General features: G+C 43.8%; 21 protein-coding genes. 14 read left to right on the top strand and 7 right to left on the bottom strand.

The features are described 5' to 3' along the window. Nucleotides 1-77 precede the first annotated feature (77 nt). From NV379_RS11385 to NV379_RS11375, 3 genes are all read left to right on the top strand, one after another. Nucleotides 78-1409 (top strand): aminotransferase-like domain-containing protein, encoded by a 1332-nt coding sequence (locus tag NV379_RS11385; RefSeq protein ID WP_258207432.1) that lies wholly within the window; start codon nt 78-80, stop codon nt 1407-1409. 89 nt (nt 1410-1498) lie between these two features. Next, nucleotides 1499-1657 carry a hypothetical protein gene (locus NV379_RS11380; RefSeq protein ID WP_258207431.1) on the top strand — a complete coding sequence of 53 codons (159 nt, stop codon included), beginning with the start codon at nt 1499-1501 and terminating at the stop codon, nt 1655-1657. Nucleotides 1658-1676: 19 nt separating this feature from the next. Beyond that, on the top strand, nt 1677-2474 hold the full coding sequence (locus NV379_RS11375; protein ID WP_258207430.1) for a helix-turn-helix domain-containing protein: 798 nt from the start codon (nt 1677-1679) through the stop codon (nt 2472-2474). Between the two features lie 56 nt (nt 2475-2530). Here the strand turns inward: NV379_RS11375 and NV379_RS11370 are convergent, their stop codons facing one another. Next, on the bottom strand, nt 2531-2965 hold the full coding sequence (locus NV379_RS11370; RefSeq protein WP_258207429.1) for an Lrp/AsnC family transcriptional regulator: 435 nt from the start codon (nt 2963-2965) through the stop codon (nt 2531-2533). A 141-nt stretch (nt 2966-3106) separates the two neighbouring features. Here NV379_RS11370 and NV379_RS11365 point away from each other — a divergent pair, with 141 nt between their 5' ends. The 3 genes from NV379_RS11365 (at nt 3107) to NV379_RS11355 (ending at nt 5600) form a co-directional block, all read left to right on the top strand. Continuing rightward, entirely contained in the window at nt 3107-3691 is a 585-nt protein-coding gene (locus tag NV379_RS11365) for a beta-class carbonic anhydrase (protein ID WP_258207428.1), read from the top strand. A gap of 39 nt (nt 3692-3730) precedes the next feature. Further along, a complete protein-coding gene (gene cynS / locus NV379_RS11360) occupies nt 3731-4174 on the top strand; it encodes a cyanase (RefSeq protein WP_258207427.1) in 444 nt (147 codons plus the stop codon). 133 nt (nt 4175-4307) lie between these two features. Beyond that, nucleotides 4308-5600, top strand: coding sequence for a purine/pyrimidine permease (locus NV379_RS11355; RefSeq protein WP_258207426.1), 1293 nt, complete (start codon nt 4308-4310; stop codon nt 5598-5600). Nucleotides 5601-5617: 17 nt separating this feature from the next. On the opposite strand, the gene NV379_RS11350 is transcribed toward NV379_RS11355, so the two are convergent. Beyond that, nucleotides 5618-6481: a pentapeptide repeat-containing protein gene (locus tag NV379_RS11350; protein WP_258207425.1), complete on the bottom strand. Its 864-nt coding sequence runs from the start codon at nt 6479-6481 to the stop codon at nt 5618-5620. 90 nt (nt 6482-6571) lie between these two features. Between NV379_RS11350 and NV379_RS11345 the strand changes: the two genes are divergently transcribed. The 4 genes from NV379_RS11345 (at nt 6572) to NV379_RS11330 (ending at nt 11699) form a co-directional block, all read left to right on the top strand. Beyond that, nucleotides 6572-7777 (top strand): MFS transporter, encoded by a 1206-nt coding sequence (locus NV379_RS11345; RefSeq protein ID WP_258207424.1) that lies wholly within the window; start codon nt 6572-6574, stop codon nt 7775-7777. Between the two features lie 104 nt (nt 7778-7881). Then, complete coding sequence (locus tag NV379_RS11340; protein WP_258207423.1) at nt 7882-9369, top strand: sulfatase-like hydrolase/transferase; 1488 nt, start codon at nt 7882-7884, stop codon at nt 9367-9369. Nucleotides 9370-9595: 226 nt separating this feature from the next. Then, nucleotides 9596-10192 carry a hypothetical protein gene (locus NV379_RS11335; protein ID WP_258207422.1) on the top strand — a complete coding sequence of 199 codons (597 nt, stop codon included), beginning with the start codon at nt 9596-9598 and terminating at the stop codon, nt 10190-10192. A 28-nt stretch (nt 10193-10220) separates the two neighbouring features. Then, on the top strand, nt 10221-11699 hold the full coding sequence (locus tag NV379_RS11330; RefSeq protein ID WP_258207421.1) for a methyl-accepting chemotaxis protein: 1479 nt from the start codon (nt 10221-10223) through the stop codon (nt 11697-11699). Between the two features lie 56 nt (nt 11700-11755). Here NV379_RS11330 and NV379_RS11325 read toward each other — a convergent pair whose 3' ends face one another. From NV379_RS11325 to NV379_RS11310, 4 genes are all read right to left on the bottom strand, one after another. Then, the gene (locus NV379_RS11325) at nt 11756-13960 is read right to left on the bottom strand and encodes a heavy metal translocating P-type ATPase (RefSeq protein WP_258207420.1); all 2205 of its coding nucleotides are present in this window, start codon (nt 13958-13960) and stop codon (nt 11756-11758) included. Nucleotides 13961-13983: 23 nt separating this feature from the next. Continuing rightward, nucleotides 13984-14286: an ArsR/SmtB family transcription factor gene (locus NV379_RS11320; protein ID WP_258207495.1), complete on the bottom strand. Its 303-nt coding sequence runs from the start codon at nt 14284-14286 to the stop codon at nt 13984-13986. 196 nt (nt 14287-14482) lie between these two features. Beyond that, a complete protein-coding gene (locus NV379_RS11315) occupies nt 14483-15967 on the bottom strand; it encodes a sensor histidine kinase (protein WP_258207419.1) in 1485 nt (494 codons plus the stop codon). After that, a complete protein-coding gene (locus tag NV379_RS11310; RefSeq protein ID WP_258207418.1) occupies nt 15964-16653 on the bottom strand; it encodes a response regulator transcription factor in 690 nt (229 codons plus the stop codon). The genes NV379_RS11315 and NV379_RS11310 overlap by 4 nt, the downstream gene beginning before the upstream one ends. Nucleotides 16654-16814: 161 nt before the next feature. On the opposite strand from NV379_RS11310, the gene NV379_RS11305 reads away from it, so the two are divergent. Then, nucleotides 16815-18053: an MFS transporter gene (locus tag NV379_RS11305; RefSeq protein WP_258207417.1), complete on the top strand. Its 1239-nt coding sequence runs from the start codon at nt 16815-16817 to the stop codon at nt 18051-18053. A gap of 91 nt (nt 18054-18144) precedes the next feature. Continuing rightward, a complete protein-coding gene (locus NV379_RS11300) occupies nt 18145-18657 on the top strand; it encodes a MarR family transcriptional regulator (RefSeq protein ID WP_258207416.1) in 513 nt (170 codons plus the stop codon). 78 nt (nt 18658-18735) lie between these two features. Here NV379_RS11300 and NV379_RS11295 read toward each other — a convergent pair whose 3' ends face one another. Then, a complete protein-coding gene (locus tag NV379_RS11295) occupies nt 18736-20121 on the bottom strand; it encodes an FAD-binding oxidoreductase (RefSeq protein WP_258207415.1) in 1386 nt (461 codons plus the stop codon). A 296-nt stretch (nt 20122-20417) separates the two neighbouring features. On the opposite strand from NV379_RS11295, the gene NV379_RS11290 reads away from it, so the two are divergent. Both NV379_RS11290 and NV379_RS11285 read left to right on the top strand, forming a co-directional pair. After that, the gene (locus NV379_RS11290; protein ID WP_444850922.1) at nt 20418-21197 is read left to right on the top strand and encodes a formate/nitrite transporter family protein; all 780 of its coding nucleotides are present in this window, start codon (nt 20418-20420) and stop codon (nt 21195-21197) included. Nucleotides 21198-21387: 190 nt separating this feature from the next. After that, the gene (locus NV379_RS11285) at nt 21388-21990 is read left to right on the top strand and encodes a phosphatase PAP2 family protein (protein ID WP_258207413.1); all 603 of its coding nucleotides are present in this window, start codon (nt 21388-21390) and stop codon (nt 21988-21990) included. Nucleotides 21991-22024 lie beyond the last annotated feature (34 nt).

Genomic DNA, 22024 nt, shown 5'->3' with positions numbered 1-22024 from the left:
CTTATTGTAGAGTTAGTGGAATTTTCATACAATACGAATAAAGACGATCTGTATCGGTACAGAAATGAGGGTTTGCGATGTATAAGTATGCGGTATTGCTTAATGATTTGGAGACGATGATTCAAGAGGGACGAATTAAAGATGGGGAAAAGCTGCCCTCTATTCGAGATTTAGCTGAGCAATATGCATGCAGTAAGAGCACGATCATCCGAGCATTAGCGGACTTAGAGAAAAAGCATCTGGTCTATGTAGTACCGAAGAGCGGTTATTATGTTGTGAAAAAGGGTTATGGATCACTGGAAGATACCGAGCCGGAAGTAATCAACTTTGCTTCAGCCTCTCCAGACTGGCATAACTTCCCGTATGTGGACTTTCAACACTGCATCAATAAGGCGATTGATACGTATCAGAAAGATTTGTTCGTCTATGGTACACCCAAAGGTCTACCTTCCCTCATTAAAGTCATGCACAAGCAATTGCAGCAATATCAAGTGTTTACAGGATTAAATAACATCATTATTACCTCAGGTGTTCAGCAGGCAATCTCGATATTAACCCAGCTTCCTTTTCCAAATGGGCGAACTCAAGTGTTAGTTGAGCAGCCTTGCTATCATATCTTTATGCGCTTAGTGAAAGTGTTAAAGTTACCTGCAATTGGGATTCAGCGTACGGCACAGGGGATTAATCTTCAGGAGCTGGAGCGGATATTTGCGACGAATCAGATTAAGTTCTTCTACACGATGCCCCGTTTTCACAATCCACTAGGTACTTCTTATTCTAGAGAACAGAAGGAAGCCATTATACGTTTAGCAACGAAATATGATGTATATATAGTGGAAGATGATCACTTATCCGATTATGAGCAGGATGCGAAGGCCGACCCCATCTTTGCTTACGACCAGAATGAACGTGTTATTTATTTAAAAAGCTTCTCGAAGATCATTTTCCCAGGTCTACGCGTAGGTGTCGCTGTGCTTCCGGAGTCGTTAGTCGATCTTTTTCAAACCTACAAGTCCATAACAGATATAGATAGCTCCATGATCTCTCAAGCAGCGCTTGAGATTTACTTAAAGAGCGGCATGTTCGAGCGACATCGAGATAAAATACGTCTTCCGTATATTCAGCGTTCACAGCTGTTGCATCAAACCTTGTATCCGGATCGTCCTGCCAAATCAGTCTGTATGCATACACATTTATTGCTACCCAAGCATGTCAATGTGAGCTTACTACTGCGTCGTTTACAAGAACAGAATGTCGTGCTTGAGTCCATTGATCGCAATTATCTAGAAGGAACGTATAAGGAGAAGATTGTATTAATCAATGTATCGACTGTAACTCAAGCACAGATTGAGAAAGGGTTAAAATTAGTATTAAACGAAATGAATCATAGCCGAAATCATTATATGTAAAGGGGAAAAGCGACTCAAGAACCAGTTGATACAATTCTGTGAGCGAACGCGATACACTCAGAGCATCAAATAAAGGGAGTGACGCTCACATGTTCAGCATGGAGAAGCTTGTTGAAAAATTAGCGCGGTTCAAAGGGATATTCAAACACACCTATATAGATGTTGCAGAGCAAAGAAGCAAGGATTATCCAGTGGTTCACGAATGGGTTCAGATGGAACAAAATCGCTACATGAACATTATTAAATAAAATATGAGGAGTGATTCACATGTTCAGTATGGAGAAGATCGGTAAAAATATCGCAAGACTTAGAAAGCAAAAGAATATTACGCAAATGGGTTTAGCAGATCATCTTGGCATCAGCTATCAAGCGATTAGCAATTGGGAGCGGGGCGAGACGATGCCGGATATTTCGAAGCTTCCGGTGCTTGCTGAGATTTTCGAAGTCAGTATTGATGAGATATTAGATGAGGGTAAAGAGTCTCAACTTATTAAAAAAGTCATTCAATATGATACCGCAGAATTTCTGCAAAATAACGATGTGACGATTGAGGAAATCTCAACCGTTGCACCACTACTTAACACAACACAGGCTGATGATGTATTTAATCAGATTAAGGATAACTTCTCCTTGAAGGACTTGATCCCAATGGCACCATTCATTAGCAGTGATGTGTTAGATGAGCTCGCTCGGAAAGCGTATGAAGGTGGAGAGCTTAAGATGCTTGGTCCACTAGCACCTTTCATTAGCAGTGATGTGTTAGATGAGCTCGCTCGGAAGGCGTATGTAGGTGGAGGGCTTAAAATGCTTGGTCCACTAGCACCTTTCATGAGTGAGGAGGTCATTAATGAGCTAGCTGTGAAAAACTTTGATGCCGAAGGCATTCATTCAATCGTTGCACTTGCACCTTTCGTTAGTAAAGATGTGATCAATGAACTTGCTGTCAAAGCATTTGAAGTGGGTGGTATGCGCTCTTTGATGCCAATCGCTCCATTCTTGAAGGAAGATGTCATCAATACGCTTGCGCGCAAAGTTGCTTTTCCAAGTAAGGAGAAAGAAGAATAGGAAAGAAGGTATAGGCCGCATCGTAAATCGATTGGCCTATTTTTTTTGTGTTCGAATTAAGATTTAATTTTTCCGATAGACAAATTCACTCGATAATTGCCGTGGCTTAACAGTTGAGCCAAGAATGCCTCAAGCTCCTCATTCGAAGCAAAATGTCCGGTTAACACATAACATCCTTCACCACTAATCCGATGTACCTCGGTAATGGCAGCCTCCGCCATCACGAATTTTTGGAATAAAGGATGATTAGCTGATTCCACAAACAGTGTAATAAAGGCTGTGATAGACAAGCCTAACTTCGCTTTATTCGTAACGATTGTATATTGCTCAATAATCCCCATATCTTCTAACCGCCTAATGCGATTTCCGACGGCTTGACCTGTCATATGTATCTTTTCGCCAATGTCCTTCCATTGAATTCTGGCGTTCTCTTTCAGTAAAGCGAGTATCTCAAAGTCGATTTGATCAAAGATAAATATCAATCCTTTCATGATGAAAGCAAACGCGCATAAAGCGTTTCGCCAACTTATTCTGCTTTTAGGTCGGGATCTCTATACTTAGTTTATAACCTGATTCGCTAGTACTTCGCTACTGAAACAGGATACTACAACACTTCAAAGGAGGCATCAACAATGCTATTACAAGAAATTTTGGAGTTTAATGATCAGTTTGTAGAAGACAAGGAATACCTCCCCTATGAGGGAACGAAATTCCCCAAAAAACGCATGGTTGTCGTAACGTGTATGGACGCAAGGCTGATTGAGCTTTTGCCTAGAGCGCTAAATATTCATAACGGTGATGCGAAAATCATCAAAACGGCAGGTGGAACAATTACGCATGCGTTTGGAAGCATCATGCGTAGTATCGTAACGGCTGTCTACGAATTAAATGCGGAAGAAATTTATATCATCGGTCACCACAATTGTGGGATGAGTCAAAGCAATCCAGAAGGAACACTTCAAAAAATAATGGATCGCGGAGTTGCGACACCAGAAATTCTATCTTCTCTTGAATACGCTGGTATCGATCTTCATAAATGGTTGTTCGGATTTACGAATGTCGTGGATTCGATTAAAGGGAACATTGAACTTGTGCGTAATCATCCGCTCATTCCTAAAGAAGTTGCTATACATGGTCTTGCGATTGCGCCGGACACAGGCAAGCTCGATCTGATTGTCAATGGATATGAACAAGTACCAGGTCACGTAAAGCAATAAGCGATATTCATTATACTAAACCAAAAGGGGCAATGAAATATGAACAGAAAAGAAGCGACACAACAGATACTGGAAGCTAAATTTGCAAAAGGATTAACTTGGGCTGAAATTGCGAAGGAAAGCGAACATTCGGAGAGCTGGGTTGTAACGGCTTTGTTAGGACAAGCGACAATGACTCGTGATGAAGCAGATAAAATGGGCAAATTGCTTGAACTTGACGAAAAAGTTGTACAAGCACTCACACAAATTCCACATCGTGGCGATGTGATTGAAATGCCGCCTACAGATCCAGGTCTGTATCGTCTATATGAAATGTTGCTTGTATACGGTCCATCGATTCGTGAACTTGTTCTGGAGAAGCTTGGCGAAGGGATCATGAGCGCAATTGATTTCCAGTTCGATGTACAAAAGCAAGAAGATCCTAACGGTGATCGCATCATCTTAACGATGAATGGCAAGTTCTTGCCATACCGTAAATGGTAATTGATTAAGGGGAATTTGGAATTCATAGTAGATTGAGTGAATAAGAAGGCAACCTTTTAATGATTGTTCATCAAAAGGTGGCTTTCTTTTTCCGTATAGATCGTGATATTCATAATCAGAAAGGGGAGTTGATATGGAGAACAAGCGTATTATCGATAGTTTCAGCACGGTGCAGTGGTTTATATTCTTGTTAGCTAATGCAGTGGCTCTTCCTATTGTCATTGGCGGTATTTTTCAATTGTCATTTGAACAAATTACAACCCTCATGCAGCGGACATTCTTCGTTGTTGGAATCAGTTCGTTTATTCAGGGCTTGTTCGGGCATAAATATCCGATTGCAGATGGGCCAGCGGGTTCTTGGGTAAGCATTTTTGTGATATTGGGTAATTTGGCTATGATGCAAGGGCAAGATCAAATGCATACCTTGCAAATTTTAGAAGGGGGTTTGATCGTTGCAGGTCTATTCCTCTTCCTACTAGGGGCAACTAAGCTTGTTTATCGTCTGCAATTTTTATTTACACCGCTAGTTGCGGGTTTGTTTCTGTTGATCCTTGCCTTACAACTGAGCGGTGTTTTATTAAAAGGCATGCTTGGCGTACAGGGAGCACAGGCTGAACCGGATTTTGCAGCTGGACTTATATCCTTCTTTATCTGTGGACTTGTGATTGCGCTCTCCATTAAAGGACGCGGCTGGATAAGAAGTTATGCTGTATTGATTGGCATCAGCTTAGGCTGGGGATTGTTTGCGATATTGGGCAAAATAGCACCAACATCATCAACTGCAACTTTCGTTCTGCAATTTCCCCAACTATTTGCTTGGGGCGCGCCTCGATTCGATATTGGGATCGTAATTACGTCCCTGTTATTCACGTTCTTATTAGTATCGAACACAATTGCGGCGATTGCTGCAGTTAGACAAGTTGTTCCAGCTTCATCGCAAGATGAAAGATCGGCATTAAGCCGAGGAATATGGACAGGCGGGATATCGCATATGATTGCCGCTCTATTCTCGACGATAGGGGTCGTTCCACTACCAGCTTCGGCGGGTTTTATGCAGATTACGGGGCAAAAGCGAATTCATCCCTTCCTTATTGCCAGTCTATTATTATCGGGTATCGCGCTCATACCGTCAGTCGTGAATAAGTTAGCGTTACTTCCAGGTCCGATTGCAAGTAGCGCACTGCTTGCTACTTTTGTGCAGATTGTAGGGATTGCCTTTCAGTCTATCTTGCGGGAGAAGCTGGACCACCGCCGATTGACGATAGTCGGGATAACGTTGTTAGTGAGCATAGGAATCATGTTCTTGCCTGCAAATGTATTTCAGAGTCTTCCCTCCACACTTCGATACATTTGCAGTAATGGACTACTTGTCGGTACCATGTTGGCAATTGGATTAGAACAACTATGGATAAGTAAAGAGGAGTAACGGTGGAAATTACTCCATTACGACCAATACGAAGGGCGGGTGAGCGCGGGCGGTAGTTTAGTGTGGGTGTCACCTTTAGCTGCATTGATTTGAGATTGGGTTAAAAAAATGCTCGTGGAAAGATCTGCGCCTCGAAGATCGGTATCACGGAAATCTGCCCCGATAAGATCCGCCATGCGAAGATCGGCATTTCGCAGATCAGCAGCGATTAGGTAAGCACCACGTAAATTTGCACCACGCAGGTCAGCACCTTTCAGATTAGCTCCCATCAGATCGGCACCGCGCCCGATCTTCTTGCCATGTTTAGCAGGTGCCTTGTGCTTGTCTTGCGCTTCCTTACGCACGAGTTCACTAACTTGAAGCAGGAGAACATTCACATGTGCACGCTGTACAGAGATGCTCACTTCTTTCAGCTGCTCAGGCGGAAGGTCAGACAGAGTAATGGTTTCTTCAAGTATCTGTTTCAAGTCCTTATGAATAGATCGAGTCGCCGCAAGCGATGATGCTTCTGTTACATACCAGATCAGCTCATGAAGCTGCCACATGGTGGGGAACACTTCGAACATGAGCTGTGCAGAGTCAGGATTGGTTCGCCAGTTCTTCTCTTTAAATGTAATCTGCGAAAGCTTTTGTCCGGCCCCGAAGCAGTCATACACCGTACAGCCGCGAAATCCGATCTGTCTTAACTTCGTATGTACGCCACAGCGGAAGTTGTCTTGTAAGTTCGAACAGGGCGTTCCTGCTGGCTTGTCTATGGCAAAATCAACAGAAGCCGCAAAAGGTAGTGCCGTACAGCATAAACCAAAGCATTGCTCACAATCTGCTTGCAAGGAATTTCGATTGGGTATAATTCGTTCTTCAGATGAATGATGATCTGTCAAAATAAATACTCCCTTTTTACTCAGATACTTGTATACTAGTACTGAATATTTGACGAGTCAAATGTTGGTTTGGCGAAAGGAAGTCATGACATGAGATCAATCGTTGTACTTGCATTAATTACAGCTATTTCTTTGTTTGGGGATTCGATGTTGTATGTGGTGCTGCCGATTCATTGGAAGGATGTTGGACTCATTTCTTTGATCGAGGTCGGAATCTTGTTGTCTGCGAATCGATTCATTCGTCTGCCGCTTGGACCTGTCATTGGTTGGTTGTATCAGAAGTTAAGTATTCGAAGTGGTGTACTGATTGCAGTCTGTATTGCCGCAGTGACAACGTTCTTGTATGGCTGGGTGGAAGGATTTTATTTGTGGTTGTTGCTGCGCTGTGTGTGGGGAATTGCGTGGTCCTTTTTAAGACTAGGCGCATATTTTATGATTTTAGAAAATTCAGATAGTAGTAATCGTGGACACTTTATGGGTACATATAATGGGCTTTATCGTCTTGGCAGCTTAGTCGGGATGCTCGTAGGAAGTATCGGTGTGGAGATGTTCGGTATTCAGGTGGTTGCATCGATCTTTGGACTACTTGCGCTAATAACTTTACCTGCTGTGTACATATTTGTTCCACATGTGAAAGGACATCAAGAATCGAAGGGAGAGCCGATTGCCAAACGTGAAATTATGAAAATACCGATGCTGCAAGGAACCTTATTAACGGTATTTTTAGTGGCAATGTGTTTGGAAGGGATGCTGACAGCTACGTTAAGCCACTTGATCGAGATGCGTCATCAGGTGAACATTACCTTCTACGAGATTGTGATCGGATCGGCTACGGTTGCAGGTGCTTTGCAAGCAGTTAGGTGGGGGCTTGGTTCCTTCTTGTCTCCATGGTTTGGACGATTGTCTGATCGGAAGTGGGGACGTAGGCGCTTATTAATCGGTTTGTTAGGGCTTGCTGCACTGTTAATCGCCATAACGAACACGGAGATTCCTTATGGCTTGTGGTTGCTCAACATTCTTATCTTATTAATAGTCGCAAATTTGTTATCTACGATTATGGATGCATTGGCATCAGATATTACGGTAGGGGCTACACGGGCGTTTATTATGACACTTTACGTGATGATGGCAGACGTTGGTGCCTCAATGGGACCGCTCCTTGGCTATGTATCCGAACATTTTATCGGGATCAGTATGACGTACTGGATTTCAGCGGCGATCTTAGTGATGCTAGGTCTAGCGTGGTTCATCAGCGGAAGACGCGGAGTAGGGAAGGATTTGAGTGTACAGGGGTAGAGGCATGCCACACCTTTTTTTGCTAATCCAACAAAATGCACCTATCCTCTGCTAGAATAGGGAAGATGAAAGTTGATGAATCGTTTACCAAGAGAGGGTAATTTATGTTGCAATTTCATATACGTAAAAAGATTTGGCGGGCTGTCGGACTTGTAGCGGTGTTTGCTGTCTGTTTCTTGATGGCGCTTGTGTCTGATGTTAGACGCATGGACGATGCAAAGCCAGCTGTAGCCGAAATTTCAGAAGATCAACTCACGACAAAAGTAGAATCGGCGAAAAAGCCAAATGTTATCGTGCTATTAAGCGAAGCGTTCTGGGATCCAACTCTATTAAATGTGGAGTTTAGCCAAGATCCAATTCCATTCTTCCGTTCCTTACGTGAGAAGTTCCCTGGCGGATGGATGCTTTCACCGATGCATGGAGGCGGAACCGCGAATGTAGAGTTTGAGGTGCTGACGGGCAACTCGATTCGCTTCTTGAATAAATGGAACATTGCTTACGAGAAGAATGTAACACATCCGATTGAGTCGCTTGCGACGATTTTGAATAAACAAGGTTATACATCGACGGCGATTAGTCCTGCGACGCATTATATTTTCAATAGCAGCGAGGTTTACAATCGTCTGGGCTTCTCGCAGTTTATTAGCCAAGAATTTTTCCCGCGTGATTTTACAGGGCCTTATATTTCTGATCGAGCTGTGGTGAAGCAGATTATCGATAAGACGACTGCAACGAGCGAGCCTGATTTTATATTTGCGAACACGATGGAGAATCACTATCATTACTATCCGGGTAAGTTCAAGTCCAATACGATTAAGGTCAAAAGTGAAATGCCAGGCGGTTCAGCCGGTATAGTCGAGACATTGGCACAGGGGCTGTCAGGTGCAGATCATGCCTTGCAGGAATTAGTCGCACATTATGCAGCGTCCGATGAACCGACGATCATTCTATTCTTCGGGGATCATCAACCGTCCTTGGAAAAAGATTATAAGGTTTATCGTGAGGCAGGTTACTTGAAAGACAATGATCCCGAAGAATGGTGGAAGATGTACAGTACACCGTTCGTGATGTGGGACAACTTCTTGCCGATGAATAAGCAAGATTGGAAAATGAATGCGTCGTTCTTACTGCCGACTTTGCTGGAGCATGCGGGCATTAAGGGGACGCCATATACAGACTTCTTGCTCGATTTGTCCAAACGGATGCCAATTGTTCCACCGGATGATGCAAATGCGAGTATCCCTATTGATGGGGTGGCGATGGCGCATTATAAGCAGCTTCAGGAGCAAATGTTAGCTGAAATCTTGCCGCTCACGCAGCCTTATGTATTAGGGTATACGAACTTTAAAGTTGAGCAGGCATCAATCGAGAATCGAACACTAACGGTCAAAGGACAGGGTTTCGGTATTGGAAGTGCTGTTATGGTAAACGGTGAGAAGTTAGTGACAACGTGGAAGGATATGAATACATTAACAGCGGCTGTGCCACCTAGTATGAGCAATTCAGTAAGCCCTTGGACGGTTCAAGTCAAAGTGTATGATGATCAGCAGATTGAGATCGCGCATACGGCTGATTTTACGTTTAATCGATAGTAAGAAAAGAAACGGTTTCTTCGCCTAGTCCTTAACTTGGTGTTGAAGTCGTTTTTTTGTTATTTACTATTAAAAAAATTTTTTATAAACGGCTGTCCCCTTCTAATGGAGAAATCCGGGGATTTACTGGACTTTTTTTGGTCTGTTCTTCAATTAGACTTCCATAATGCCGATACATAGTTTACCAACAATTAGTTAATACAATCAATTATTTATTCCATTTATTATGAAAAAGAAAGTAGGGGCTGCGATGTACACCTTCGTTCATAATCACAAGCAATTATCAAAGTTCCAACATATTTGGAAAGAAGTATGGAATGAAAAAGGGTATGAACTGGAAGATTGTCAGCATGTACTGGATCAATTATTGGTTCGAAATGCAGAGGGTATGGAAGTGGGAACCGTTGAGTTTAAAAGCTACAATTTGGACAAGAATAATCCGCTCAACCTAATTGCGCCTTTTGACCGGCAGCCTGAATTGATCGGGACCCAGGGACCCATTCTTGAAATTGATAAGGTTGCTCTGCTTCGAGAACATCGTGGGAATAATTTAGCAAGGCTCATGTCCACAATTGTTCATTATGCAAAAGCGCATCAATGTTATTATGGTGTGTGTTTGTTGGAACCTGTTTTTGCTAGAGCGCTGAGGGTTTCATTTCATGTGCCCATGCGGCAAATTTCGAAGAGAATCGTTTATAAGGGTGATGATGTTGTCCCAACGATTATTTACTTGGGCGAGATTTTTCAGCAAAGTTCACAATTTGATTGGTTGTTAGGACGTACAAAGCTAGCTTATCCGAGTACAGGCACAACTCGCCAGTAGAGATGAAATGGAGTGAGAATGAATAACAATGAATGATCAACAGCTATTAGATCAACGAAATCGATTGTTTGTCAAAATTATTTGGGCGATGATTGGACTTGGCATATGTACGAATGTTGTGGCAGGTGCTCCTGCATCAACGATGTATATCTTAATTGGGGGAGGGCTAATTGGAGGCGGACTTGCAACGTTCTTAACTTATAAGCGGATAGCCGTTCATACGATTATGTATTTGATTCCTTTCCTCATGACAGGGCTCATTTTGATGTTGATCCTCTCCGATCCGAATCCGATATTTAGTACATACCTGCTTATTTATGTAAACATGTGTATTATGACGTTGTACTCCAACTTTCGTCCTGTTCTTGCGACGGGTGTGTTAAGTTTAATTTTAACAATCATCGTATACAATAATACGAAAATTAACGAGGCTTTGTTTGCCAGTGAGCCGCTGGCTTATTTACTCGTCTACGTGGTGTTTGCAACTATTGCATTATGTGTAGCGGCTATATTCACAGAGAACTTCCAGCGTAAAGTGATGGAAAGCGGCGAAGCGGCAACCAAGGCGAAAGAACAGGCAGAGAAACTACTCGAAGAGATTCGGAGCTCTGTTGTAATGCTTAATGACTTTAGTGACGAACAGAAGCAGCGTGTCCTGACGACAAGTTCGATTTCACGTGAAGTGGCAGGGACGTTCTCCCACATTTCGGAGTCGATTGAGCAGCAGACGAACAATTTGCACCAGATGAATGATTCGGTACAAGAAGTTGAACGTTCGCTTCAACATGTAGGTGAGGGTAGTGGTCAGCTGGATGAAGTTGCAACGCAGACGCAGGAGCTTGTCCTTCAAGGAAATACTGAGATTGAAACGCTTGTTCAGCAGATGGGACGCGTTCAAGAGATGGTGAGTGAGAATGTGCAGTTGATGCATAAGCTAACAGCTCAGACGGATCAGGTAAGTAATATTGTGCAGTCGATTAGCTCCATCTCATCACAGACGAATTTACTAGCACTAAATGCCGCGATTGAAGCAGCAAGAGCCGGTGAACATGGGACTGGCTTTGCTGTCGTGGCAGGTGAAGTACGTAAACTTGCTGTTCATTCGCAGCGTGCTACGGAAGACATTACGTCTATCTTGCAAGCGATTCAAGAGCAAATTACAGATGCAGCGAAGATTGTGGATCTAGGTGTTGGGGCTGTAACTTCCAGCGTGGAAGCAACGAGCGCCGTAGAGCGAATCGTCCAGCACATCATGGGAAATACGAATCAAGTGAATGATCAAGCGGAACGTATGCGTGGAGCGGTAGAAGACCTTCAGAAGCAGTTCGGCAGAATGGCAGAAGGTATGGTTCAAATCGCGGCAAGTACCGAGCAGCATATGATGTCGATTGAAGAAGTAACTGCAAGCATGAATCATCAAGACGGACAAATATCTGAGCTTGTTCAAGGATACGAGAGACTCGATCATCGTGTGTCCAGTTTGAAGGAATTATCCGATCAGACTTAAATAAAATAAGCGACTACCCTCAACAATTGAGGGTAGTCGCTTATTTGTTGTTCATCTTATGATTTATCCTTGTTATCCATCAATACCGTAAGACTGATCAAGGTGACGAGAATGGTTGCCCCCATGTCCGAAAGAATAGCAAACCAGAGGGTAAGCCAACCCGGAATGGTGAGCAATAAGGCAATGATCTTAAGACCTAGCGAAATTCCAATGTTCAGCTTGATCACATGGTTGACCTTCTTCGCGATCGATACCGCTGCAGGAAGTTTACCGAGGTGATCTTGCATTAATACAATGTCCGCCGTCTCAATTGCACTGTCCGTTCCTTTACCCATCGCAATGCCAAGCTGCGCAGTTGCAAGAGCAGGGGCATCGTTAATGCCATCACCGATCATCGCAACCGCGTCATGACGGCTTAGTTCTTTCACTTTCTCCACTTTATCTTCAGGAAGTAGATTGCCGTAATAATCGGTTACACCGACTGCACGTGCGACCTTCTCTGCCGTCTTCTGATGATCGCCAGTGAGCATAACGGTTCGCTTAATACCTGCATGGTGAAGGGCAGCGATAACTTCTCTGCTTTCCTCACGAATCTCATCAGCAATCCCGAATATGCCAAGAATATCGTCTGTATTAGCTACAAGAACGAGGGTGTAACCTTGTTCTTTAAGGTCATTAATTTGATGCTGGACGACGCCAGGGATGACGAGGTGGTCCATATTCTTCTCATTGCCTACCCAATACGATTGACCCGCGATCTGTGCCACGATACCTTGACCCGATACAGTGCGAATGTCCTCGGGTTCTATTGTCGTTACACCCTTTGCTGTCATCTCTTTCATGATCGCTTTGGCGAGTGGGTGAGAGGACGACTTCTCAATCGATGCTGCAATTTGGTAAAAGGATTCATCGTACACCACCGTCTTCGCGACGTGTGGTTTCCCTTTGGTGAGCGTTCCGGTTTTGTCGAACGCAATCGTCTTAATCTTGCCAAGCTGCTCTAGGAAGACCCCGCCCTTAACAAGAATACCGTTACGTGCATTGCGCGTAATGCCCGATACAATTGCGATTGGCGATGACAGAATCAAGGCGCAAGGACAACCAACGATCAGAACCGCAAGCCCTTGATACAACCACTTGCCCCAATCCCCGCCAAAGAATAACGGAGGGACAACAATAACGAGCAGCGCGACAATGATAATAATTGGCGTATAGTATTTGGCGAACCGATTAATGAATAATTCCGTTGGTGTTTTCGTTTCTTGCGCTTCTTCAACAAGGTGGAGGATCTTCGCTAGGGAAGAGTCTTGATAGGCCTTCTCTAGTTGAACTTTGAGGACACCTTCATTATTGACGCTACCACCGAATACCGTTTCACCGACATTTTTTTCTAGAGGCAAGGATTCGCCTGTAATCGCGGACTCATTCACGGAGCTTCTTCCTTCAACGACGATGCCATCTGAAGGGATCTTCTGACCCGACCGCACGAGTACGATGTCGCCAACTTTTAAGGAATCAATGGATACGACTTTCTCCATTCCATTCTCGATGAGAAGGGCTTCCTTCGGTGCGACTTGCAGCAAGGTTTCCATCGAGCGACGTGCTTTCTCCATCCCGAAACCTTCGAGTAATTCATTAACCCCGAATAAGATCGCGACCAAAGTGGCTTCTTTCCATTCCCCAATAGAGACCGCACCGATCAAAGCAATCGTCATGAGTGTATCAATATTGAATTTGAAGTGTGTAATATTCTTCAAACCTTTGATAAACGTTGTATAGCCGCTGATTGCGATGGCAAACAAATAAAGGGCAATCGGAACTAAGCTAGGCACACTACTCGGTAAAAATATGGCGATCAGATAAGCGACAAAAGCGCCAATCAATTGATTTCGAATTCGCTTATTGGCATTCGCGCCATGGTCATGGCTATGGTCATGTCCGTGTTCATGTTGGTGTGCTTGCACATTGTTAGTTGTATGTTCACTAGAACAGCAGCCTCCTTCATGGGAATGACTATGTGCATGACTATGCGTACTGACAGCCGCCGCTGCTGCTCCACTTGAAGTTCCGCTTGCGATATAAGCACCGTCTTTTTTCAAAATCTTCGTGACGGTTGCAATTGAAATTTGCTCTTGTACCCAGAGCTTTCCGCTATTGTAACTAAGTTTGGCGCCTTCGCCATGCTCAAGCTTCTGGATCTTCTCTTCCAGCTCCCGTGCGCAGTTCGCACAGGAAAGCCCCTTTATTCGAAACTCTTGCATATGGTGATCACTCCGATCGTTAGTTAATCGTGGCAAGCATGGTGAATGGCTTGTTGAAGTAGATCCATCACGTGTTGATCATCTTGTGAATAATACAGTGTCGTGCCCGCACGGCGGAATTTAACAAGACGAAGATTTTTCAAGAATCGTAATTGGTGTGAGACCGTTGTTTGCAGAAGAGATAGTTCCTCTGCGATTTCATTCACCGAGCATTCACGCTGCGATAACAAGTGTAGAATGCGAATACGCGTCGTATCGGACAATGCCTTGAACGTTTGGCTGACCATAAAGAGCGTTTCTTCGTCCAACTGTTCACAAGGGTTCATTGTAGATTTTTTCTCATTATTTTCTTCATTATGCAAAGGATTCACCCCTAGTCATTAAATATGAATATATACTCATATATTAATCAGGGATTGTCGTGGTGTCAATGGGTGGACAATGATATAGATAGCAAAAAGATTACGTTTCCGCACTTATCTCCTGTGCGAACAAGCGTAATCTTTTTTTAAGCTTATCTTATTAAAGGGGGAGCTCAAGTGTGAATGTGCTGCCGCCGTCTTGTTTACTCTTAACCTTCAAATCTCCATGATGTGCCTCTGCAATGGCTTTGGAAATGGACAGCCCAAGACCAGCGCCGCCTTTATGTGTACGGGTTCGTGAGCTTTCACTTCGATAGAAGCGGTCGAACAGATGGGGGAGGTGTTCTTGTGCAATACCTGGACCATTGTCTTGAATGGATAACAGCGCGCTGCTATCATTTTTCAATAAAGCAACTGTAATGATGCCTTGCTCGGGTTCTGTGTGCTGGACAGCGTTATGGAAGACGTTCAAGATCACTTGCTTGATCCGATCAGGGTCATAATACCCCACGACATCTTCCTCTAACTTGAAAAATAATGTCCGAGCATCAGCAAGCATCCGCAAGTGAGGCTGCATCTCCTCCACCAAGTCACCTAAATCTGTATGCTTTCGTTGCAAATCAGGGGCGCGGTCGAGCTTCGCGAGCATGAGTAAGTCTTCCACAAGCTTCTTCATTCGCACGGATTCGCCATGCATGCTATTAAGCGCGATATGCAATTGATCTTTATTGCTTGCAGCACCCCGAAGTAGCACCTCTAAGAATCCATGGATGGAGGTTAGGGGAGTGCGTAATTCGTGCGAAGCATCTGCGATGAACTGCCGCATCTGTTCTTTGGCTTCACGTTCGGAGATGAACGAGCTTTCTAGTCTGCCTAACATGCGGTTGAATGACAACGCCAATCGATCCATTTCCTCCTGACCTTGTCCGTGTGGGAAGCGTTCATCCAAATTACCTGCATCCGTACGTTCCACTGCTTCTACCATATTCTGAAGTGGATTTAGAGTGCGACGCAAGATAGGGATATATAGCGCTAACCCCCCGATAAGTGCAACGGCGGATAACGCGATAAAAATGTACAGTTGTTGCATGACAATCGCTTTGAGCGGAGCAGTTGGCTTACCAATCTGCATCATACCTCGCTTACTATCTGGACTGCCTAGCGGTCGGAATACGAGTATTTGCTCGCTTCCAGTTGCATCTTTGGAAAGGACGTAATGCGCTTTTTCATTCAAGTGAAAAGGGCGTGCGAATACGTTCTTATACTCATCAGACGTTAATTGAGGGGACAACGCACCTTTATTCGTACCCGATAGGTCGATGAATGGATGATTAGATGCTCCAACGATAGCAACGGAAGTCTGCTCGAAGAATAACATTGCCCCTCGATAACGCTCACTGGCTGGATTACTAGGATGTCCCCCATCCTTACCGGTAGGGTCAGAGCTTAATCCTAGTAGTTCAAACCCATCCTTCGGCAAACCGCGGGAACCTGAGAACATGCTCTCGGCTTCATTCTGATACAGAAAATTTTTCATGAGTACATACTGAGATCCCCCGATAATAAGCAGCAATACGGCGAGGATAAGCAGCGATCTGGCTAGGAGTTGGAAGCGTAGGGAAGTAGGGCTGAACCACTTTTTCATAACAGATCAACCCGATAGCCCGATCCGCGGATCGTCTTAATGATCGTATGCTCTTTGTCCTTCAACTTTTCACGTAAGGAACGAATGTACACTTCCACAATATTTTCCTCCCCGCCGAAATCATACCCCCACACGCCATCAAGAATTTTTGCCTTACTGAGCACAATATCATGGTTCAGTACGAGATAATGGAGCAGGTCATACTCCGTTGGTGTCAGCTCTAACAGATCACCTTGAAAGACAATTTCTTTACGTCTATCATCCAGTCGAAAAGGACCCATCACGACCTCTCCGAACAAGGTCGGAAACTGATTGCGCAGCCGTGCGCCAATGCGTGCCAGCAGCTCTTCGAAGCTAAATGGCTTGATCAAGTAGTCGTCTGCGCCAAGTGTTAAACCCTTTACTCGATCTTCGACTTCGTCTCTAGCCGTTAACATAATGATCGCAACTGGAGATCCGTTTTTGCGAAGCATACGACAAGTCTCAAACCCATCCATGCCTGGCATCATCACATCGAGCACGACAACATGCGGCTGAAATTCAGCCGCTGTCATCATGGCACTCATACCATCAGGTGCAGTTTTTACTTGATACCCTTCGCCAGTTAGTCCCATTTCGAGAAATTGCAAGATATGTGGTTCATCATCAACAAGCAAGATCTTAACGCCATTAACCATCTGATTCATGTGGTACCTCCGTGATCATAGCTTCTTCTTGTATGATAGATTATGAACCTGAATTTATGCTGAAAAAGGGGAGGAATCGTACTTATAAATACTTGATCTGAATTTCAAATAATGATAGGTTTAGGTAGTTAATATTTGGAATTTATTGGAGGTTTATTGCGGTGAAAGCGGCGTTTACTAGGGATCTAATCATTCTATATATTGCTAGATTTGTCTCTACGTTCGGGGATTGGATTTACTTCATCGCACTTACTGTCATCCTTGCTAAAAGCGGGGGAACGGCGATTGCATTTATGTCGATTGCTAAAATAGCGGGAATATTCATCGGCAAATTCATTGCCGGTTCGATTGCGGATCGGGTGGGACATAAGCTTACAATTATTGTGAGTGATGTACTTCGGGCGGGACTGTTCTTCCTCATGCCGTTCTGCTTGGATAGCCCGATTCTATTCCTATTAGTTGGGGCAAGTAGTATATTAAGTTCTTTCTTCTCAGCAGCATACTCGCCAATGATTACGATGCTCACGACGAATGAGAATCGCCTGCGCGTGAATTCGATTCGCGAGGTGATTAGCTCCATATCGATTCTTCTAGGACCCTTGCTCGGAGGGGTTCTTGTACTAAAAGATACGTATTTGCCCTTTTTCCTTGATGGAATCTCGTTCTTGATCTCAGCACTTTGTTTCTTATGTATGCGGGTTCCTATGGCAGCTCATTCTGACGAACAATCGCTAGCGCTAGGGGAGACAGGGAGCAGTAAGTGGCAAATCCTATGTTCAGACTTAAAGTTCTCGTTCCAATATATCAAGACAAATCGTGCGCTACTCGGCATTACAGCGGCGACGACAATTCTTTCGGTATCCGGTATCATGGAAGTGTATGAAGTACTGTTCATTACAGATACATTGGGATTAGATTCTTCTAGTTACTCGATGATCATTGCTCTTAATGGGGGAGCAGTACTGCTGGCAGGCATCCTTCAGACGGTCTGGATCTCCCGATATATGCCGACTTATGTCTATCCGATCAGTATGACCTTGCATATCCTCTTGTCTTTGATCTACGCATTGTCCGGCAATTTCATTATGCTTGCGATCAGTTCAGTTCTGATGAACATGGCACTGATGGCGGTACACACAGCATCGGATACGATCTGCCAAACGGAGATTCCTGTAGCGGTTCAAGGACGTGTCATGAGCGTGCAGGGGATTGTTCCTGAACTTGTTTCCAGTATCTCTATAGCGTTTGTCGGCTTCTTGCTTACACAGACATCCCTTCGCGTTATATTCGTGAGTATTGCCGTACTGTCGTTTCTCTGTATCCCGCTCTCCCTCTCTGTTTTACGCAAAAATAAACTTCAAACACCTGAGCCAATCATAAACTCACCTCATTCTCATTGATAATTAATCTCAACTATGATAAATTGAAAAATAATTGTTAATTACGAAACAATAATTAACAGCTAGATTAAGCTAGAGCGAGGTGACTGAAATGGAAGAGATCGAAGCAGCGGGTAAACAGATTCATGCCATGTACTGGAAAGCGATGCACCTAATGGAGGAATACGAGACTGCCGAAGTCACTCAATTTTTGGAGAAAGCGCGCGAGGCAGGGCTTGTCGATACACGCAAGAACATGACTGAAGTTCATGTCATCTCCTGCATTGGCAACAACGAACCGATTAACATCACGATGATCGCAGACAAGATGGATCTGTCCAAAGCGAGCATTTCGAAGATTAGCGTGAAGCTGCAAGAGGAAGGTTTCATTCGCAAGTCACAACTGAATGATAATAAGAAGGAAATTTACTTCCGTCTTACGCCGAAAGGCAAGAAGCTGTTCATGCTTCATGAGGATTTGCACCAGAAGGGCAAAGATCATTTCTTTCATTTTTTGCAAAAATATTCGCTGCAGGAGCTTCATTTTATCAAAAGACTCATTCAAGATATTACAGATGAGCTGGAGCAGTCCTTGATCGATAACGGGAAGAAGGATACTAAATAACAACCGCCACTACCCATCAAGCAGGCAGCGGCGGTTAAGAGGTGGATGATCTATTATCGAAGGAAAGTTTTCGTAATATTAGGGAGTAGGAGCAATGTTAAGATTGCTCGCAAATAAATTGTTAGGATCATACTGCTTCTTCAACTCGCTCAATCTCTCTAGCTTGTCAGGTGTGTAGACTTCACTTATGCGATGCAACTCATCGCTACCTAGGAAGTTCGCTTCAGCACCAGCGGAGAGGGGCTTGATTGTTTCCCATACTTTTGCGCTTAGCGTCCGAAGAGCAACTTCCATCTCAGGAGCGACATAAATATTTTGCAATAAGACGAGGTATGGCTTGTTTCTGTGAGAGTACGCAGTTGCATCATCAGCAATACGACTCACAGCACCGCCTATCACACGAAGCTGAATCGCGCTAAATGGTGGGAAGGGGCTTTCGTTAATATCCTTGACCAGCATTTCGGCAGCTTGCAGATTCAGTTCTTTTAAGTACAAGTTACGGCTGATATAGCCGACTCGCTCTGCGCCTAGGCGCTCCATTAATTCAGGATACATCTTCAAGCCAAGCGTATGACCGATCACATTTCCAATTTGCAAAAATGGTGCTAGCACACGCTCACCCTCGGCAACATCACCGGTGTAGACGAACAGCACACCAAGTGCAGGTTTGCCGTAGTATTTCGCATCGATAAATGGAAACTCCATCGTCGTCATGATGGAGATCAATGTTGTGAGTTCCTCTGGTGCTTCCGATGCCATCAGGCCTAGTTGAGCTAGTTCTTCAGCATTCGTCCCTTCGTAGAATACGAAACCCCCGTAAATATCTCCAGCGTCATGTGCGCTAAACTCCATTGATGTTACGATCCCGAAGTTACCAGCACCTCCGCGTAGACCCCAGAATAACTCCGAATTCTCATCCTTACTTGCACGAACCATTTCGCCATCTGCTGTTACAAGCTCAACTGCTAGAAGTCGGTCAATCGCTAATCCGTATTTACGAACCATGAATCCGATACCGCTACCTTGCGCCAGACCGCCGACTCCAACCGTCGCGTTATCTCCAGAAGTGATCGCAAGTCCATGCGGCTGTAGTACTTCAACCACATCTCCCCAAGTTGCGCCTGGCTGAATACGTGTTATGCGTGTTGCTACATCCAGTTCAATCTGCTTAAGATCCGAGAGATCAATGACGATTCGTCCATGACCCGCACTATATCCAGCAAAGCTGTGCCCTGCACCTCGAACAGCAATGTCGAATTGTTGTTGCTGCGCCCATTTTAACGTAGCCGCAATATCTTGAGCATTCTTTACTTGGACAATCGCATTGGGGTATGCATCTGTCGCCAAATTCCATATATGGCGTGCCTCCTCATACGCAGGATCGTTAGGTTGAATGATCGTTCCAGTTAATTGATGGGTAAGTAGTTGTATCGTGTTATCAGCAATAAGCGTATGTTTAATCATTGGGAATCACCTCGATAGAGTAGTAGAATTATTTTGTTAACTAGTTAACTATTGGAGAAAAAAAGAGTTTCTATTTGTGAATGGTAACTTCTAGATCATTAATTATTGTTAACTGATTAACAATATGACTAACACGATCATATCGATATTCAAAAACTTTGTCAATATTCATTTTTATTTGATAATTATTATCAATTAGAGAATAAAACCAATCCTTTTTAAGAAAAAAATTCTTGAATTTTCAATTCGTGAATGCCTACAATGTTCACAATACTAATTATGGTAAAAAATAGGCGGTGTGTAGATTGAGAGAAGTTATTCTTACGATCAGTCAGGCTTGTGTAGGTAAGGTTGAATTACTGAATCGCAGTAAAGGGAAGTATTTCGTATCCTCGATGCTGGCAGGTTTGTTTATTGGACTTGGCATCATTCTGATTTTTACAATTGGTGGACAATTATCTGCTGCTCAGGAACCTGGGACGAAGATCGTCATGGGAATGTGCTTTGGGATTGCGCTTAGTTTGGTGATCATGGCGGGGGCTGAATTATTTACGGGTAATAATTTTCTGATGACAGTAAGCACGCTTGAGAAGAAGACAACATGGCGAGATACAGGACGGATCTGGCTGTACAGTCTGGTTGGTAATTTGGCAGGCTCGATGCTCATTGCTGTGATGTTTGTTTATACAGGGCTTGCTGTCGGGAGTACAGCTCAATTCATACATACGATTGCCTCTGCCAAAATGAATGCGCCTTTCTTCGAACTGTTTATGCGAGGCATTCTCTGTAACATTCTTGTATGTCTTACGATTTGGTGTTCCATGAAACTGAAAGAAGATACGGCGAAGCTAATTATGATTTTCTGGTGCTTGTTCGCTTTCATCAGTTCGGGTTATGAACATAGTGTAGCGAATATGACGTTACTTTCCATTGCACTCTTTATTCCGCATCCAGATTCGATAACTTGGCTAGGGTTTGCAGCGAATTTGGTACCTGTTACGCTTGGAAATATGGTAGGTGGTGTGGTGTTTGTTGGGGCTGCCTATTGGTATATTGCGCGTGGGGCAAAGGCTTAATAGCAAGCCCTTCATGTTAGATAAATAACAAGAACAGGACCATAATATGGTTCTGTTCTTTTGTTATGTTGCGTAGTCATTTTATTAGGAATAAAATATATACAGAATTAAATAAAAAGGGGGAAGTACACTGAACACCAAGAGTCTGTTTACAAGAGATCGATTGCGCAAATATAAGCCCTTACTTTGGATGTTGTTCATCCCGTTTCTTAATATTTTTTATAATCTACTCAATCAACATAATGGTAAAGTGTACACGCTTATTACGGGTCTAGATCAAGCTACGCCGTTCATTCCTGCGTTCATTATCCCTTATGTGATGTGGTATCCATTTATCGCGATTGTGCTTGTTCTTCTATTTTTCAAAGATGTGAAAGTGTACTTCAATACGTTGTTCGCGCTTTGTGTCGGGCTAATCGTATGTTATGTGTTCTATTATTTCTTCCAGACGACAGTGCCTCGGCCAATCTTGGTCCATTCCGACTGGCTGACGCAGATGTTGAAGATTATTTATGCCAATGATATGCCCTATAACTGTTTCCCGAGTATTCACGTGTTGACGAGTTATCTCATGGTCAAAGGGGCTAGAGTTCTTAAGGTAGTAGCTCGTAATATTGTACGAATCATTGGGATCTTGATCATTCTCTCTACGATATTTGTGAAACAGCATGTGATTGCTGATATTGGCATGGCGATCATCGTTGCTGAATGTACTTATTGGCTTGCGGGTAAAGTTCTGCCTGTCCTCATTCGTTCTTATGGCAAAAGAAGCGTGTTCGTGACTTCCGACTAATCCCAAGGTTATCCCCTGTTAAATACAAAAAGGA

It is taken from the genome of Paenibacillus radicibacter (genome assembly GCF_024721995.1).
Lineage (GTDB): Bacteria > Bacillota > Bacilli > Paenibacillales > NBRC-103111 > Paenibacillus_AM > Paenibacillus_AM radicibacter.
The sequence above is the reverse complement of the archived record's forward strand: the minus strand, read 5'-3'. Positions and strand labels throughout refer to the sequence as shown.